Consider the following 16,704-nt stretch of genomic DNA (forward strand, 5'->3'; position numbering starts at 1 on the left):
CAGCGGCCGCGAATACCCTTACAGGTATCAGCACACGTCGGAAGTCTTCAAGGATGGGAACCTAATGGGCTACACGTACTGCAATGGCGACGAACGAGCTCTGATTGCCGGGCTTGGTCCGTTGTTTGAGGCGCACGTTGATCCGCTCAATGTTCAAATTGCGGCACATGAGAACGGGGCGTGGCGCTGCTTGGTGAGGCCAGATCTTCAGGTTGCCGGGAATCGGCTGCTTCGCCTGGAGTTGAACGAGGACGGGCAAGCAGCTTCCAATGTCATACTTACCGAGCCTCGCGGCCCTGATGACGTTGGGCTGACTCGTCCGACCGTGGATGAGGAGATGCTGTGGAAGTCGACTCTTTCAGCACCGGACCTTCCTGTAGCTCTCGAGGTCCTCGCGCGTGACCTTCTTCTCGCCACTCGTGTGGACGCGACGCCCGCGAACGCGAGGAGAGTCGTCGCGCTTTACCGCGCTGTTGCGCAAATCGACGACGATTCGCTGCATGTGACTCTAGCCATACTGAGAGCGAATACCATTGCGCGTCAGCGGAGGATGGCTGAGGAAGGAATCATTCGCGACGAGCTGCTGAGCTTCGCGGAACGTGCGCTTACGACGCAGGTCTTCCCCGGAATCTCATTGCGATATGTGGGCGCAATGGTTGATGCACCGCGAGCAGCAGTTCGGGGTGCTGATGAGCTGAGTAGGCTACGCGCGGTCCTCGAGGCGGTTGAGTCGCAACATCGGGACATTTCGACCCTTGGTTGGGTGGCGAGTTACCGCGTCGCTGTCGCGGTGGACGATGAGGAACGCGATAAGGCGAGGCGTCGTCATGTGCAAACTATTCTCGATCTGTCAGCCGGAGATGACAGCGGTTTGCGAGCGATGATTTGGGCCGAAATGGCTGCCGGACTTGCCGTCGGATACGGCATCCAGGACCTCCATGATGCGGCCGTCGTCCGCATGCAGAAGCTGTCTAGGACCGACCTTGGTTGGACCCGCAAGTCTCTCGAGTTCAGTGTCCCTTCTGCCGTGCTCAGGCAGCGCGCACGGAGGACCCTGCGCTTGAGTAGTTGGGAACAGGCGCTGGCCGCGTTCCTGGCGGGGGACTCGCCGTCCGGAGATGCTGAGCGCAATCGGCAGCTGGCGTCGCGGCGGCGGAGCGGCATCCTCGACTTGATCGGAGGTCGCAGCTTTGGTGGCCACCAGCTTCCGGAGCGAACGCATGGAACGGCGAATGAAGAGCACTTGAAGAGGCTGGAGCAAGGGATCCTGGGCGCCGCCGCTGCCCAGCTACAGCTCGACCTCACCGCTCTTGCCGATCGCTTCGGTGTGCCTGAGGAGCAGCACGTTGTCGCGTTCCTCACCACAGTTTACGGGGCCAGCGCCACGCTGGTGCAGCCTTGGGCCGAGGCACTCGACCTCTTTTGGCGTGGAGACTTTAGCAGCGCAGCACGACTCGCAATTCCATTCATCGAAGCGTCCAGCCGCGAGCTTCTCGTCCTAATGGATGAGCCGCTCTACCGGATGGAGCGTGGCGCCTCACCGGGCCGCTTCCCGGCAATGGATTTTTACGTGGACAAACTTGAGAAGTTGGGACTAGATGGCGACTGGGTAGTAGCGTTGCGAAGCGCTTTGTTGAGTGGGGGGCTCAATCTACGGAATCGCTTGGCGCACGGGTTTCAGCTTCACTTCTCGGCTAGTGAGGCTGCTCTGGTTATCCGCCTCGCAGGGCTCTTTGTCGCGATGCCGGTCGGGTCAAGTGTGATAGACGACGAACGAATCAAAAATCCGCTTGGCGCCCCTCGACGCCGAGTTCGGCGTCGGCTCGGATGGGTGTGGAGCTGATATCTACGGAATGCTGCATCTCAGCGTCACTGTGAACGAGTTAGGGTCCGAAGAGGTGGGGCATCCCGAGGTCGCTCAACACTGTCGCGTGTGATCTGGGCGGCGAGTGCCTGGAGCCGGGGGGGCCGTCTTGGTGTAGAGGCATTCCCGTGGGATGCTCATCTTCGGCCACACGCGTTTCGCTCGTACGTGTAGCCAAAGCCAACCCGAGGGTAGAGGACCAGGCCATGACTGAATACACGACAAAGTGGAAGCCCGCCAAGGCGGAGAAGAGGGCCGCAACCGCGCGCGAAGCGCTCCTCCCGGGTGAGGACGTCTGGTTCCTCGGTGTGTGCAACAATCTCCGACCCTTCATGTCGGAGGTCGCCCTGACCTCGCTCCGAGTGGTCGGTCTCCAGGACCGCTCCATCAACTTCGAGTTGCGGTACGACGACATCGCGAACGTCGTGTTCGATCCCAAGAAGGAAACCGTCGAGGTCACGTCACGCGCGGGAGTTCGCACCGTCCTGAAGATGGTGCCTAAGGCTGATCATGACGTGATGTCGCGGTTCGTGGGCGAAGGTCGGTCATCGACACCCCCCGCAGAACTGATGCACGCCGCTGACGCAGCTGCGGATGAAGCCGCTGCGTCCACCGCTCGCCTCGAAGCAGCGAAGGGGGCAGAGTGGCCCAACTCGATCGTCAGAGGAAAGCTCGGACGGAAGGCGAGTGAAGCAATCCTGCGCCAGTGCCACGACGATGAGCAGCCCTGGTTCATCCTCACCTCCTCAGTCGGCGCTGGCACGCTCGCGGCGTTCGATGACAGAGCAGTCATCATCAAGACAGGTGCCCTGACGAGCTTCATGGCTGGCTCGCTGGGAGGCGAGCGCTCGGCGACCTTCCACTTCACCGACATCACGGGCATCGAGTACAACTCCGGCTTTGTGAATGGCGTGCTGGAGGTGCTCACGCCTAGCTACAGCGGCACGGCGAACCACGACTTCTGGAGCGGTGCCGGCAAGTCCCGCAACTCTGCAGCGTCCGACCCGTACACGCTGAGCAACGCTCTGCCCTTCGCGAAGTCGGAGTACAACGCCTGCCTCGGGGAGATCAACGAGCTGAAGGCTCGCATCAGCCGAGCAAAGGCGCCCGCCGTGGTCGTCGCCCCGGCCCCGGCGCCGGCGACCGATGGGCTGGCCGAGCAAATCCAGAAACTCGCTGACCTCCGAACCGCCGGAGTGCTCTCTGACGACGAGTTCGCCAGCGCGAAGGCTCGCTTGATCGGCCAGTGACAAGCAGCCGCTGGCGCCTTGCGTCGCGAGTGGAAGAGGACAGTTGATCGTGAGCAAGGAGACAGTCGTTGAACGACGAACACGTGGGGTACGAAACGAAGACCGTGCACGCCATTCGCGGTCGTGAGGGGAAGACGCGGTCGAAGATGGAACAGGACGGGTGGGAACTCGTCCAGCAGGACCCGGGAGCGCTCCGGTCGAGTCTCGTCTTCCGCCGCCCGAAGAAGCCGCTTCCGCGGAAGGCGCTGATCATCGGCGGTTCCGTGGCTGCTGTCGCCGTCATCGGGATCATCATCGGAGCGAATACCGAGGGTGAACCTGCGCCGGTTGAGACGGCAACCGCGATCGCGAGGCCGGAAGCTTCCGCGCGTGCATCCGACTCTGCCGTGGTGACACCTTCGGCCACTGTAACTACAGGAGTGGGAGCCGCCTCCGCCGCGGCTGGTGCCTCAGCTGCGACGGACGCCGAGGTGCTCCAAGTCTTCAACGACTACTTCGCGGAGCGTTCTGCGAAGGGGGTCGTCCTCGCCAAAGCCGTGTCTGACGTGCGGTTTGAGAGTGGGACCGTGCGAGTGACGTTCGACCCCGCGAAGGCCGGGATCACGAAGGATCAGTTCGACTACATCAACCCGTTTCTAAACCTCGCGAGCTTCGTCGCCAGCCCGATCGCCTTCAACGACGACGTCGGCAACCGAATCAGGCCCTCCGTGCAGTCGATCGACACAGTGGCGTCAGATGGAACGTCTCTTGGTTCCTTCACGCACGACCAGATTCTGGCTCTCAACGAGCTCGAGCGCTGAGGGTGCTCGCGATGACACAGGTCTCAGCGGTAGCGCAACTGGCGGCGCTCCTCTCCATCGTCGTCACGGTCGGGCTGTTCGCGTACACGCAAGTCTCGACGATCCGCGCAAGTCGCTCGCACGCGCGGGAGGCGGCGGTGCTTGAGGTGCTCAACGCTCTCGACCGGATCACGAGGCGTCGCACTTGGCCGACGGTGGCGAGGCTCTGGCATAAGCCTGAACTGGACTACGCCCTACTCGTCCCGCGACTCCTCGTCGGACTGCCAAAGCATGACAGGGTCATCGCGACGTGGCTCTCCACCCAAGTGAACTGAATGAACGCCGCGCCCACCCACGGCCAGGTCTTCAAGATCGCCCTCGAGGCGAGCAGTCGCATCGCGAGCTGGCATACCGGCGGGGTGCCGACAGCGTGGTTTGAAGAAGCGGTCCGGGCGCACTCGCCGCGCAAGGCACGCGGAACTCTCCGAGTGTTCGTGACCAGCACCGGAGCCGCAGCTGGGCTCGTGCTGACCGGCCTGACCGCCAGCGCGGTAGCGGGAGTCGACGCCAGCGTGGCGCATCTACGGGTAGAGAAGGCAGCCGGCGACACCTGACCGAGCGAGGGCGTGGAACAGAATCCCGAAACCCGTGGAACGCCCGTCGGTACTGGGATCGGCGATCCGCGCGACCACTGGCATCCGCGAAAAAGCCGAACACCTCGCTCCTCGACGTGTCGATCACTCCACCGAGGAGCGCGGGCGAGCGCTCATCTCGTGGGCGGTCGCGTCTGCTTCGGTCTCGTAGATCTCGCCCCACGCGATGCTCGTGGGCATGGCATCGACGCGCAGTTCCACGTCAGGCAGACAGATCTGCACGAAGTGCGGGAACGCGGGGAACGTCCACAGGTCTTCGTCCGCGAACCGACTCCAGAGCAACAATCCTCCGATGCCGAGCGGGTAGCCGAGTTCTTGACCGTTCAGCGGCGGATCGCAGCTGACCATCAGCGCATGGTGGCCGTTCGGCAGCTCGATCGCTCGTTCCACCTCGCACCGGAAGACGGACGAGAACCGCTCGCTGTCCATGGACGAGAGGAAGAAGACTTCTTGCATGTCAGGACGCCCCGTTCCGATGCCGTGCGGGACGACGTACTCGTCGAGACCGACTCGTTTGCCGTCCGGGGCAAGCGCTGCCTCGTCTCGTGGTTCGATGAGCAGTATGCCCACCGTCAGCCCCCTGTGTGACACGTGCGGGTGAGGAGACGATGATCCGCAGGACCCTCGCGGTGAGCGCGGCCCTCGCAGCCACGGCAGTCCTCCTGACGAGCTGTGCAGGAACACCGGGGCGACCGGACCAGACCGGCGCGACCTCGATCACACCTGATGCGGCGAAGCAGTCCGTCACCACGTTCGTCGACCGCTCGACGGCGGCGCTCGGCGGGGACTGGACACCCCGGGGAGGCGCCGGGCTCAGCCCGTGCACGACGGGCGACGGCGACGACGGCGTCTCGTGGGTCCTCATCGTCGACCGCCCGGCAGGGGACGATCCACACGCTGACGTCGACGCCATCGAACGGATGTGGAAGCAGCGGGGCGTGACAACTGAGCGGTACCAGAGCGGCGGTGCCGATCCGATCGTGGGTGCCCGCGGCGCCGGTGGTCCGACGGCTTCCGTCGACTTCTATGCCGACCCTCGTGGGTACGCGCTGACGGCGGAGTCCGAGTGCGCCGAGGGTGACTACGCCGACATGGTCCGACGCCAGGGTGACGCGACCGCGGGGTGACGTGCGCGAGGGGTGACGTGACCGCGGGGTGACGCGAGCGGCGTCTGTCGGCGTCCCCACGGTCCTCCCGTGCAGGAGATCAGTGGCCGGCGCCGAGGTTCCCGGCGAGGCGGCCGTGGAATGCCTGGCTGGCGTCGTTCATGCCGCGGATGTCGACCCGCTTGCCGTGCTGGTGGTACTTCGTCTCGATCGCGTCGAGCGCGGCGACGGTGGAGGCGTCCCAGACGTGTGACTTCGTCATGTCGATGACGACGAGGTCGGGGTCGTCGACGTAGTCGAACTGCGTGGTGAGGTCGTTGCTCGAGGCGAAGAAGAGCTCACCCTCGACCGTGTAGAGGGCGTGCTGCTCGCCGCTGTCGGTCGCCTCGATGCTCCGGGTCACGGAGGTGAAGTGCGAGACCCGTCGGGCGAAGACGACCATCGCGGCGGTCACGCCGATGATGACGCCGATGGCCAGGTTGTCGGTGGCGACGACGATGACGACGGTGAGGACCATGACGATCGTCTCCCCGACGGGCATCCGCTTGAGCGTCGAGGGCTTGATGCTGTGCCAGTCGAAGGTGCCGACGGAGACCATGACCATCACGGCGACGAGGGCGGCCATCGGGATGATGGCGACCACGTCACCGAGCCCGACGACGAGGACCAGCAGGAACACACCGGAGAGGAAGGTGGAGATGCGGGTGCGGGCACCGGAGGCCTTGACGTTGATCATCGTCTGGCCGATCATCGCGCAGCCGCCCATGCCACCGAACAGTCCGGAGGCGATGTTCGCCACCCCCTGCCCGAGGGCTTCGCGGGTCTTGCGGGACCCGGTGTCGGTGACCTCGTCGACGAGCTTCGCCGTCATCAGCGATTCGAGGAGTCCCACCAGGGCCATCGCGAGGGCGTAGGGAGCGATGGTCGTCAGCGTCTCGAGGTTCAACGGGACGTTCGGGATGAACAGGGTCGGGAGGCTGTCCGGCAGCTTGCCCTCGTCGCCGACGGTCGGGATCGCGATGGACGCGAGCACGGTGACGAGGGTCAGGACGACGATCGCGACGAGCGGTGCGGGGACGGCCTTGGTGAGCCGGGGCAGGATGACGATGATCGCGATCCCGGCGGCGCCGATCGGCCAGACGAGCCGGTCGACGCCGATGATGTTCGGCAGCTGCGCGGTGAAGATCAGGATCGCGAGCGCGTTGACGAACCCGACCATCACCGACCGTGGGACGAAGCGCATCAGCTTCGCCGCTCCCAGCCCGCCGAGGACGAGTTGGAAGACCCCGCCCAGCAGGACGGTGGCGATGAGGTAGTCGAGGCCGTGGTTCTTCATGACCGGGGCGACGACGAGGGCGATGGCGCCGGTCGCGCCGGAGATCATCGCGGCACGTCCGCCGACGAACGAGATGACGACGGCCATCACGAACGCCGAGAACAGGCCGACGCGGGGGTCGACGCCGGCGATGATCGAGAACGAGATCGCTTCCGGGATCAGCGCGAGGGCGACGACGAGGCCTGCGAGGACCTCACGGAGCAGGATCCTCGGGTTCCGCAGGGCGGACAGGACGGTGGGACTGTGGTGCACCTGGACGGGCACGGACTGCGTGACGGTCGTCACGGTTCTCCTTCGGTGAGGGAAGCGGACGCTCGGTGCCCGCGGGGGAATGTCGTGGGGCGCTTCGTCGCGCATGCCGATCGCAGGAGGACCAGCGGGATCTCAACCCTTCCGTCACGAGAGGGTTGACTGGCTCCGACTCTAACGCAACGGAAGGGTTGGTGCACAAGTGGGCAACGAAGACGCGACGGCGACGAGTGGGCTGTTGATGTACCTTGGCGCGGTCGCGGAGCGCGCATCGGCCTCTGCGTCCCGGGGACACGACGTACCGCGGCTGCCGTCCACAGCGCTTCCACGAGTCGCTGAACGACGGATGCTGCTCGTCTGCTCAGGAATGTCAGTGGCGTCCGGCGTCATGGACACCAGTTCGCGAAGCCCGTTCGGGTCGGGCCAGCGAGCACCCCGGAGCTGGTACCTGTAGGGCAGGTACCAGCTCCGCCCAACTCCGTGATCGGTGCGGCGCCGGTCGGTCGGTCAGCGACCAGCCGTCATCCCCCGGCGGTCCACGCGGCGGCGACGCTGCGATCGACGGCCCGGCGCCAGCCCTCCGGAGCGCCAGGGTCGTGGCAGGCCATCCCCGCCATCCAGAGCACGGTCATCAGGTCATCGGCGGTGAAGTCCGGGGAGAGCACTCCGGCGGCGTGGGCGTTGTCCACGAGTTCCGCTCCGAGTGCCATCGACCGTTCACACGCGTTGATGAGGAGGACGGCGTCGGGGTACCGCCGGAGCATCGCGTCGTTCATGGCTGGGTCGCTCCGCTGCAGGTCGATCATCTCGGCGATGAAGGTCTCGAGCTGCGCGCGCGGAGTGTCCTGGGCCAGTGTCCGTTCCCGGAGGGTCCGGAGCTTCGCGCCCGCGATGTCCGGCACGACGGCGTCGATGAGGTCTTCACGCGAGCCGATGCGGTTGTAGAGCGTCCCGATGCTCACACCGGCTTCGCGGGCGATGTCCTCCAGCGGCGCGGAGAGCCCTCGCTGTGTGAAGACCGCGATGGCGGCGGCGCGCAGCTTCTCGACGTTCGCCTGCGCATCTCGACGCAGGCGGGGGGCGGTGCTCACAGCGACTCCGAAGGATCTTGAGGGCGTCCTCAACATAGGCTCAAGTGGATTTGAGGACGACCTCAACTTACCGCACCGACACGAGGTCCCCCAGCGGGCCGCGGAAGGACGCACCATGCCCCTCATCACGATCATCGGAGCAGGACCCGGCCTAGGGCTCGCGATCGCCCGGGCATTCGGGCAGAAGGGCTTCGATGTGGCTCTCGTGGCCCGCGACCGATCGAAGGTGGACGCCCTCGCCGCACAGCTCACCGCGGAGGGCATCCAGGCTCGCGGGTTCACGGCCGACGTCGGCGCGCCCGACACGATCCGGGCCGCACTCCGCTCCATCCGGGAGACGCTCGGCCCGATCGACGTCCTGGAGTTCTCCCCGGCCGACCGGACTCTGGAGTCGGTCGATGCCGTGGACGTGACGATGGAGAACCTGCAGCCGCAGATCGACTTCTACCTCGGAGGCGCCATCGCGGCCGTCGGTGAGGTCCTGCCGGACATGGTCGCCGCGGGTTCCGGCACGGTGCTCGTGACGACCGGCGGCGGTGCACTTGCGCCGACGCCGGTCCGCGGGAACGTCAACATCGCCGCGGCGGGGCTCCGCAACTGGACGCTCAACCTCAACGCGGCCCTGGCGGAGAAGGGTGTCTACGTCGGCTTCGTCGCCATCACCGCACTGATCGGAGGTGGGCGACCGGATGCCGAGCCGGCGGTCATCGCGCAGTCCTACGTGACGCTCCACGACGAGCGGCGGGACGCCGAGCTGCACTACGTCGCGTACGACGGCTGACGCCTGGTGATCACTCGCCGCGGCTGCCGCTGTCGCCTCCAGCGCCTGCGGCGGCCGCGGCGAACGACCGGAGCGTGGCGACCTGCTGCGCGGTGCTCGGCGGATCGGCTGACATCTGCCACGTCGACACCAGCGCGATCATGCCGCCGATCGTGAACGTGCGTGCGTCCCCGGTGAGTGCGATCTCTGGTCGGTGACGACCGTGGTCCGACTCGGTCAGCCACGTCGTCATCGCCGACGCCAGCACCTCGGCGACGCGCTCGCCGCGTGGGATGGCGCGGAGCTTGTCGAAGAACTCCCGATCCGCTCGCCCCGCGGTGAGCAACGGTTCGATGCCGCGCGCCCGGACTGCGTCGGTGAGGGCCTGCGGGAGGTTCGCCGCACTCTGGTCGAGCGGCAGCCAGTCATCGAGCAGCCGGCTGATCCAGAGGTCCGTGGCCAGGTCCCCGACGTTGCCGTAGTGGTTGTGGAGTGCCTGTCTGCTCAGGCCGGCTCGCTGCGCCACGGCGCTCATCGGGATCGTCTCGCCCTTCGGTGCCTCGGACACCAGGGCCGCCAGTGCCCGGATCAGGGCCGCGCGGGTGCGGGTGACACGCGGGTCCACGCGCTGGGCCCCGAGTGTCGCCGTCTTCGTCGGGTCGGGCATGACTCCATCTTGCCAGAGCTCGACCACTGATGTACGTTCGTCATCTATTGGACAACTGTAAAGGAAATGATGACGCACGTGACTGAGACGGCACCTCGCCGGGGAGACGTCCCGCAGCACCCCGAGTTCGAAGCGGCGGTCGCCGGCGGTTCGCTCGGCTCCGAAGGGCCGGGGTCGGCCCATCGCTACCGCAACCTGGTCCTCGGTGGGATCGCGATCCTGCTCCTGGCGATGGCGATGCTGACGAGCTACTCGAGCGCGTTCGGCAACCCGACGCCGAACAACGTCCAGCTCGCGGTCACCGGCGACGCCGACGCGATCGTCGCGCTCGAGCAGCAGGGATCGCTGGACCTGACGGTCGTGGCGTCCGCTCGACAGGCGCGCGCCGCAGTGCTCGACCGTGACGTCGACGGCGCCGTCGTCCTGCCGGCACCCGGCAAGGGAGGCGTCACCACCTACATCGCCAGTGGTGGTGGGCGCGGCCTCGGCCAGGCGATCTCCGGTGTCGGCGACTCGATCGCGGCGAAGCTGCAGACCACCAACACGGCCACCGACCTCGCACCGCTGCCGAAGAAGGACCCGGTCGGATCGGTCGAGTTCTACGCGATCCTCTTCGCGGGGCTCGGCGCCGCCCTCGGCGCGACGGTGTTCGGACGCATCCTCGGCACGGTCGACACGGCGACGAAGTTCGTCGAGCGCAGTGTGGTCCTCGTCCTCTACGCCGGTCTGCTCGCCGGTCTGATCACCCTCTGGATCGACTCCGGTCTCGGGGCGGTCACGGTCGGTCCCTGGGCCGTGTTCGGCGTCCTCTGGCTGACCGGGGTCGCGATCGGGGGAGCGGTCACCGGTGTGGCCGCCCTGGGCGGGACCATCGCGGCACTCGCCATGACACTCGCCCTGGTGATCCTCGGCAACACGTCCTCCGGCGGTCCGCTCGGCATCCACGTCCTCAACGACTTCTTCCAGACACTCTCGTACGTCTTCCCCCAGGGCGACGCGCTCGACCTGCTCCGGTCCGTCCAGTACTTCGACGGCGCGGCCGTGGCCGTCCCGATCATCCGGCTGGGGATCTGGGCAGGAGCGGGCATCCTGCTCACCCTGACGGCGATGCTCATCCGGACCCGGCGAGAGGCTGCGGCGCGTTCCGGAGCCGGTCGCGGGACGGTGGTCCTGCCGTCGACCTCGTCGTCCTGAGGCCGGCGGGACATCAGCGTCCCCGACCGCTCGGACAGCTTCCTGGCCGAGCGGGAGGGGCCACCAACACCACCACTGCAGAACCGCAACCAGCCCTCGTCACCGAGGACGATCGGAGGACCGAATCATGCCAGGGAAGATCGACGTGCACCAGCACCTGCTCCCGCCCCGCTACTTCGAGGCGCTCGCCGCGGCAGGATCGCGAGCGATGGGCGTCGGCGCCCCGGGGCAGGCGCAGCCCGCGACGGGCGGGAGCGCCCAGTGGGATCCGTGGGGGGACAGCGGCGGGACGGCACCGCGTCGTGGTCCTCGGGCGATCGGCGGCTGGTCGATGCCGGAGTGGAGCCCCGGGGCGGCGATCGCGATGATGGACGAGGCGGGCATCGAGACGGGCATGCTGTCGATCAGCGCCCCGGGTGTCCACTTCGGTGACGACGCCGCGGCCCGCGAACTCGCCCGCGAACTGAACGACCACCAGGCCGAACTGGTCCGGGAGCAGCCGGACCGCTTCGGGCACTTCGCGGTGCTGCCGCTGCCGGACTTCGACGGTGCCGTCGCCGAAGCCGTGCGTGCACTCGACGAGCTCCACGCCGACGGTGTGCTCCTGCTGTCGAACGCGCACGGGCGGTACCTCGGCGATCCCGCGTACGAGCCGCTGTGGACCGAGCTCGCGGCACGCTCGGCCGTGGTCTTCGTCCATCCCACCGCTCCGCCGATCCAGCAGTTGCCCGGCATGCCCACGGCACTGCTCGACTTCCCGTTCGACACCACCCGGACCGCCGTCGACCTCGTCGCCCACGGCGTGTTCGACCGGCACCCGGAGCTCCGAGTGATCCTCTCGCACGCCGGCGGGTTCCTGCCCTACGCCGCGAGTCGGTTCAGCGCCGCCGCGATGTTCAACCCAGGCACCACGCCGGAGGGCATCCAAGCGGGGCTGCGCAAGTTCTACTTCGACACGGCCCTGTCGGCGACACCCGCGTCTCTGCCGTCACTCCTGGCCTTCGCGGAGCCGGGTCACGTGCTCTACGGCAGCGACTTCCCCTACGCGCACCCGGACTGGACCGCTCGTTTCGACCACTGCCTGGAGACCTACGACGGTCCTGGCGCGGAGCGGCTCGGGGACGTGCACCGTTCCGCGGCCGAGCACCTCTTCCCCCGCTTGGCGTGAGCTGACGCCACGGCCGCACGGGCCGTCGCCGCGCTCGGCGACGGCCCGGCGGAGCTCAGCGCCCGCTGAGGTCGTACGGCGTCGCCGTCGAGTCGACCGTCGTCAGGTACCCGCCGTCCGACAGGTCCGTCGGCAGGGTGATGGTGCGGGTCACGGACGGCTTCGCGCCCGCCGTGTCGACCTGCGTGATCGTGCCCTCACCACCGCGCGTGACGAACACGCTCGTGCCGTCGTCGGTCGCCGCGGCGAAGCGCACGGCCGTCCCGGTCGCCGACTGTCCGGCGACCGGACCGTGTCGCAACGGCTGGAGTGCGACGGACGTCCTGCGGCCGTCGTAGATGCCGTCGGCCTGCTTCTGCACCAGGACGAGCGAGTCGCCGGAACCCGACGTCAGCGCGACGGCGGCGAACCGCGACGTGACGACCGCGCGGGTGAACAGCCCCGTCCCGAGTGCGACGCTCCGGATGCTGTCCGACGACGTCGACGACGCGGTGAGGTACGCGGGCACCCGGTCCCAGCTCGTGCCCGCGGCCGTGGTGCCGGCCTGTGCGCCGATCGCGGTCGTGCCGTCGGGGGCCATCCGTGGGCGGTAGCTCTGCACGCTCGGCTGCGGGTAGGCGGCGGAGCTGGAGCCCGTGAAGCCGTTCTTCGTGACCCGGACCGTCTGCACGCCGGTGGCGAGGTCGGAACCGATGACGGTGCCGGTCGCGTTGACGACCGGGCCGTGCGGGTACGCGCCCAGCGGTGTCGTCGCGATCCGGTGTGGCCGCGTCGCACCCCGCATGATGTCGGACACGGAGTAGGCGTCGAGCCGGCCGCCGGCGGTGACGACCAGGCGCAGGGGGCTGCCGACCAGGAAGGTCTCGACCTCCTCGGTGCCGCGCTTGCCGGTCGTGGCCAGTGTCACGGCGGAGGTGGTGATGTCGGCCGTGTGGGCGACCTCCCGTCCGAGGTCGATGACGGTGACGCGCTGGTGTGTGGAGCCGTCGAAGTCGGAGCCGACCGCGAGGTGGCGGCGGGAGGTGTCGGTGGCGAGCCAGCCGGCGCGTTCCCAGCGGCCGTCGGCGTTCGGGACGGCGTAGTGCTGGACGATCCGCGCCGTGCCTCCGGAGCCGATGGCGAGGACGTCGAGCTGTGGCTTCGACTCGTCCATGAACGCGATCCGCCCGTGGCCGAGCTGGACGGTGCCGGCGTGCGTCCCGAGCGTGACGCCACGGAGGGTCGCCGTGCGTCGGCCCGTGACGGTGTCGTTGACGTACAGGCGTCCGGCGTGTGCGTCCGCGGTGACGAGCCAGCTGTGGTGCGCCCTCGGCGCCGCGACGGCCGGAGTCGCGGGGGTGACGGTGGCGACGAGGGGCAGGACGCCGGCCAGGACGAGGGCGGGGACGAGGAGGGTGTGGCGGGGCGACATGGAACTCCTGGAGATCGGGATGGGCAAGGTCTAGATGATAACCGTTATCAACAAGCCCGACCCCCGATCGGCCAGGGAGCAGAACATTCAGCTTTGCAGCGAAGTCATATCACTGTGATGCTATTGTTCGAACCGGGAGACACACCTCTTCCCCGGATCGAAGGACACCCCATGTCGACCACCCCGCACCACCGCCCCCGCGTCCTGGTCACCGGCGCGAGCATCGCCGGCCCCACCGTTGCCTGGGGCCTCGACCGCTCCGGGTTCGACGTCACGCTGCTGGAGCGCTCGCCGGAGCAGCGGACCACCGGCCAGAACATCGACATCCGCGGCCTCGGGCGGGACGTGCTGCGGAGCATGGGGCTCCGCGACGCCGTGATGCAGCACCTGACCGGCGAGCAGGGCACCCGCTTCGTCCGCGAGGACGGGACGCCCTACGCGGTGTTCCCCCGGACCGAGGGCGAGGACGGGCCCACCGCCGAGATCGAGATCCTCCGCGGGACGTTCGCCGGCATCCTGGTCGACGCGCTGCCGGACTCGATCGACCGACGCTACGGCGACTTCGTCGTGGGCGCCGAGCAGGACGACTCCGGTGTGCGGGTCCGCTACGACCACGGGGCTCCTGAACGCTTCGACCTGGTCGTCGTCGCCGAGGGCCGCAGCTCCCGCACCCGGCGCATCCTGTTCGCGGACGAGACCGAGTACCGCGACTTCGGCGTGAGCATCGCCTACGGCACGATCGACCGCACCCCGGACGACGTCGACCTCTGGGACTGGTACACGGCATCGCGCGGTCGGGTCGCCTCGATCCGTCCGGACAACGAGGGCACGATCCGGGCGAGCCTGTCCTTCGAGTCGGAGCCGATGGGCTTCGAGCGCCTGCCGGTCGACGTGCAGCTCTCGATCCTGCGCGAGCGCTTCCGCGGCGCGGGATGGCAGTCGGAGCGCATCCTCGACGGCTTCGCGGCGCGTCCCGACGAGTTCTACACACAGCGCATGGAGCAGGTCGTGGTCTCGCGCTGGAGCAAGGGGCGGGTGGTCCTGCTCGGTGACGCCGCGTGGGGGTCCGGCCCGACGGGCATGGGCACGACGCTCTCGTTGGTCGGCGCGCACGTGCTGGCCGGTGAGCTGGCCGGCGAGCTGACCCGAGCCGCGCGGGGCGGTGACGGCACCCTCGCCGCGAGCGCGGTGCGCCGAGCTGCCGGACGCTACGAGGGCCTCCTGCGCGGGTACGCCGACAGCGCGCAGGGGCTGCCGCGCGGCGGCGCGAAGCTCATGCACCCGTCGTCCCGTCTCGGAGTCCGCGCTGTGCAGACCGCCCTCCGGATCGCTGCGTCCGCCCCGGTGCGGAGGTTCGCGCAGGCGAACCTGCTGACCAGCGAGAAGCACGTGCCGGTGCTGCCGCACTACCCGACCCTCCAGAAGGTGTGACGGTCGCCCGCCGGGATCGGCCAGGATTGCGGACATGAGCGAGCTGCGGACCCAGACCCTCGAAGCCCTCCGCCACTACGCGGTCCGCTACCAGGAGTCGGCGCACCGCTTCGCGGCCTGGATGGACCTGCCGATGTCGGACGGCGCGGCGCTGGGCGAGGTGATCTGGGCGGAGAACGAGGGCGACCCGCTGTCGGCCGCGCGCCTCCGATGGCGGATCGGCATGACGTCCGGGGCGACCAACGCGCTGGTGAAGCGACTGGAGGAACGTGGCCTGGTCACACGCACGCGCGAGAGCGTGGACCGACGGATCGTGACGCTCCGCGCCACCGACGCAGCCCGTCGACGAGCCGACGGTTTCTTCGGGACGCGGGTCCAGGGTCTGGAGGTCGCGCTCGGCCAGTACGACGACGGAACGCTGGAGGTCGTCCGTGAGTTCCTGGACCGCCTGGCGGCGGTGTTGCCCGGAGACCCGGGCAGGACCGGGGATCCGGACGCCTGAGAGGCTCGATCTGAGAAACGGGCACGTTTGCGGTCGGTGTCGCGTCCTCAGTAGCGTCGCTCAGTACACGATGCGAGACGTTGCCGAGGGACGGTGCCGTCGTCGACAGGAGCACCCGAATGACCACCGAATCCGTGATCACCAGCCCCTACCGGAAGACCGGAACCGCGACCGGCCCCCGCACCGGCGGCACGTCGACCTACTCGTCGTTGCTGCAGCAGGTGAAGGACGCCGGGCTGCTCAAACGCCGTCGCGGCTTCTACTGGTCGATGTTCGTCGCCCTCGTCGTCGCGACCGCGGCGTGCTGGGTCGTCTTCGCGCAGCTCGGTGACTCCTGGTTCCAGCTGATCGTGGCCGGCGCGCTCGGCGTGCTGTTCACCCAGTTCGCGTTCCTGTCGCACGAGGCCGCGCACCGGCAGGTGTTCGACTCCCGCAAGTGGAACGACCGCGCCGGCCGCTGGCTCGGCACGTTCGTCGTCGGGCTGTCGTACTCGTGGTGGATGAACAAGCACACCCGTCACCACGGCAACCCGAACACCGTCGGCAAGGACCCGGACATCGCGCCGGACGGCGTCGTGTTCATCCCCGAGGACGCTGCCGCCACTACCGGCCCGATGCGCTGGCTCGTCCGGCACCAGGGCTGGCTGTTCTTCCCGCTCCTGACGCTCGAGGGCATCAACCTGCACCGCCACGCGGTGACCTCGGTGCTCCGTGGGGTCGAGGGCAAGAGCGACCGCCGTGACCGTGTGGTCGAGGGCGTCATGCTCGCGGCGCGCTTCGCGATCTACCTGCCCATCGTGTTCGTGTTCCTGCCGTTCGGGATGGCGTGTGCGTTCCTCGGGGTGCAGCTGGCCGTGTTCGGCGTGATGATGGGCGCCTCGTTCGCCCCGAACCACAAGGGCATGCCGACGATCGCGCACGACGCGAAGGTCGACTTCTTCTCCCGCCAGGTCCGCACCTCGCGCAACATCCGCGGCGGCTGGTGGGTGTCGTTCCTGATGGGTGGCCTGAACTACCAGGTCGAGCACCACCTGTTCCCCTCGATGCCCCGCCCCGCGCTGAAGCAGGCACGGCTGCTGGTCCGCGACCACTGCGACAGCCTCGACGTGCCCTACACAGAGACCACCCTGCTGCGCTCCTACGGCATCGTCGTCCGCTACCTCAACCGCGTCGGACTCGCAGCACGCGACCCGTTCGACTGCCCGATGACCAGCGAGCTCCGCATCAGCTGACGCCGACCAGC

At 68.0% G+C, this 16,704-nt stretch carries 17 protein-coding genes; 12 read left to right on the forward strand and 5 right to left on the reverse strand.

Features of this window, described 5'->3' with window-relative positions:
- Positions 1-64 precede the first annotated feature (64 nt).
- The 5 genes from DEI97_RS03705 to DEI97_RS03725 all read left to right on the forward strand — a co-directional run bounded on the left by DEI97_RS03705 (position 65) and on the right by DEI97_RS03725 (position 4,507).
- Positions 65-1,843 carry a hypothetical protein gene (locus DEI97_RS03705; RefSeq protein WP_146248209.1) on the forward strand — a complete coding sequence of 593 codons (1,779 nt, stop codon included), beginning with the start codon at positions 65-67 and terminating at the stop codon, positions 1,841-1,843.
- A 227-nt stretch (positions 1,844-2,070) separates the two neighbouring features.
- Positions 2,071-3,114 (forward strand): SHOCT domain-containing protein, encoded by a 1,044-nt coding sequence (locus DEI97_RS03710; RefSeq protein ID WP_111075773.1) that lies wholly within the window; start codon positions 2,071-2,073, stop codon positions 3,112-3,114.
- 68 nt (positions 3,115-3,182) lie between these two features.
- Positions 3,183-3,914, forward strand: coding sequence for a hypothetical protein (locus DEI97_RS03715; protein WP_146248210.1), 732 nt, complete (start codon positions 3,183-3,185; stop codon positions 3,912-3,914).
- An 11-nt stretch (positions 3,915-3,925) separates the two neighbouring features.
- The gene (locus DEI97_RS03720; protein WP_146248211.1) at positions 3,926-4,228 is read left to right on the forward strand and encodes a hypothetical protein; all 303 of its coding nucleotides are present in this window, start codon (positions 3,926-3,928) and stop codon (positions 4,226-4,228) included.
- On the forward strand, positions 4,229-4,507 hold the full coding sequence (locus DEI97_RS03725; RefSeq protein WP_111075776.1) for a hypothetical protein: 279 nt from the start codon (positions 4,229-4,231) through the stop codon (positions 4,505-4,507).
- A gap of 123 nt (positions 4,508-4,630) precedes the next feature.
- On the opposite strand, the gene DEI97_RS03730 is transcribed toward DEI97_RS03725, so the two are convergent.
- Positions 4,631-5,116: a hypothetical protein gene (locus DEI97_RS03730; protein WP_146248212.1), complete on the reverse strand. Its 486-nt coding sequence runs from the start codon at positions 5,114-5,116 to the stop codon at positions 4,631-4,633.
- Between the two features lie 38 nt (positions 5,117-5,154).
- Here DEI97_RS03730 and DEI97_RS03735 point away from each other — a divergent pair, with 38 nt between their 5' ends.
- A complete protein-coding gene (locus tag DEI97_RS03735) occupies positions 5,155-5,673 on the forward strand; it encodes a hypothetical protein (protein ID WP_146248213.1) in 519 nt (172 codons plus the stop codon).
- Positions 5,674-5,752: 79 nt separating this feature from the next.
- Here DEI97_RS03735 and DEI97_RS03740 read toward each other — a convergent pair whose 3' ends face one another.
- Both DEI97_RS03740 and DEI97_RS03745 read right to left on the reverse strand, forming a co-directional pair.
- On the reverse strand, positions 5,753-7,273 hold the full coding sequence (locus tag DEI97_RS03740) for a SulP family inorganic anion transporter (RefSeq protein ID WP_502866659.1): 1,521 nt from the start codon (positions 7,271-7,273) through the stop codon (positions 5,753-5,755).
- 485 nt (positions 7,274-7,758) lie between these two features.
- A complete protein-coding gene (locus DEI97_RS03745; protein ID WP_111075780.1) occupies positions 7,759-8,328 on the reverse strand; it encodes a TetR/AcrR family transcriptional regulator in 570 nt (189 codons plus the stop codon).
- 115 nt (positions 8,329-8,443) lie between these two features.
- Between DEI97_RS03745 and DEI97_RS03750 the strand changes: the two genes are divergently transcribed.
- A complete protein-coding gene (locus DEI97_RS03750) occupies positions 8,444-9,109 on the forward strand; it encodes an SDR family NAD(P)-dependent oxidoreductase (protein ID WP_111075781.1) in 666 nt (221 codons plus the stop codon).
- 10 nt (positions 9,110-9,119) lie between these two features.
- Here DEI97_RS03750 and DEI97_RS03755 read toward each other — a convergent pair whose 3' ends face one another.
- Complete coding sequence (locus DEI97_RS03755) at positions 9,120-9,755, reverse strand: TetR/AcrR family transcriptional regulator (protein WP_111075782.1); 636 nt, start codon at positions 9,753-9,755, stop codon at positions 9,120-9,122.
- A 78-nt stretch (positions 9,756-9,833) separates the two neighbouring features.
- Here DEI97_RS03755 and DEI97_RS03760 point away from each other — a divergent pair, with 78 nt between their 5' ends.
- Complete coding sequence (locus DEI97_RS03760; RefSeq protein ID WP_146248214.1) at positions 9,834-10,949, forward strand: ABC transporter permease; 1,116 nt, start codon at positions 9,834-9,836, stop codon at positions 10,947-10,949.
- A 127-nt stretch (positions 10,950-11,076) separates the two neighbouring features.
- Positions 11,077-12,117, forward strand: coding sequence for an amidohydrolase family protein (locus DEI97_RS03765; RefSeq protein ID WP_111075784.1), 1,041 nt, complete (start codon positions 11,077-11,079; stop codon positions 12,115-12,117).
- Positions 12,118-12,172: 55 nt separating this feature from the next.
- Here DEI97_RS03765 and DEI97_RS03770 read toward each other — a convergent pair whose 3' ends face one another.
- On the reverse strand, positions 12,173-13,528 hold the full coding sequence (locus DEI97_RS03770; RefSeq protein WP_111075785.1) for a hypothetical protein: 1,356 nt from the start codon (positions 13,526-13,528) through the stop codon (positions 12,173-12,175).
- A 171-nt stretch (positions 13,529-13,699) separates the two neighbouring features.
- Between DEI97_RS03770 and DEI97_RS03775 the strand changes: the two genes are divergently transcribed.
- From DEI97_RS03775 to DEI97_RS03785, 3 genes are all read left to right on the forward strand, one after another.
- Complete coding sequence (locus tag DEI97_RS03775) at positions 13,700-14,959, forward strand: FAD-dependent monooxygenase (RefSeq protein WP_111075786.1); 1,260 nt, start codon at positions 13,700-13,702, stop codon at positions 14,957-14,959.
- A 34-nt stretch (positions 14,960-14,993) separates the two neighbouring features.
- Positions 14,994-15,461 carry a MarR family winged helix-turn-helix transcriptional regulator gene (locus DEI97_RS03780; protein ID WP_220039233.1) on the forward strand — a complete coding sequence of 156 codons (468 nt, stop codon included), beginning with the start codon at positions 14,994-14,996 and terminating at the stop codon, positions 15,459-15,461.
- Between the two features lie 119 nt (positions 15,462-15,580).
- Positions 15,581-16,693 carry a fatty acid desaturase family protein gene (locus DEI97_RS03785; RefSeq protein WP_111075787.1) on the forward strand — a complete coding sequence of 371 codons (1,113 nt, stop codon included), beginning with the start codon at positions 15,581-15,583 and terminating at the stop codon, positions 16,691-16,693.
- Positions 16,694-16,704: the final 11 nt, after the last annotated feature.

The sequence above is a fragment of the Curtobacterium sp. MCLR17_032 genome (assembly GCF_003234795.2).
GTDB lineage: Bacteria > Actinomycetota > Actinomycetes > Actinomycetales > Microbacteriaceae > Curtobacterium.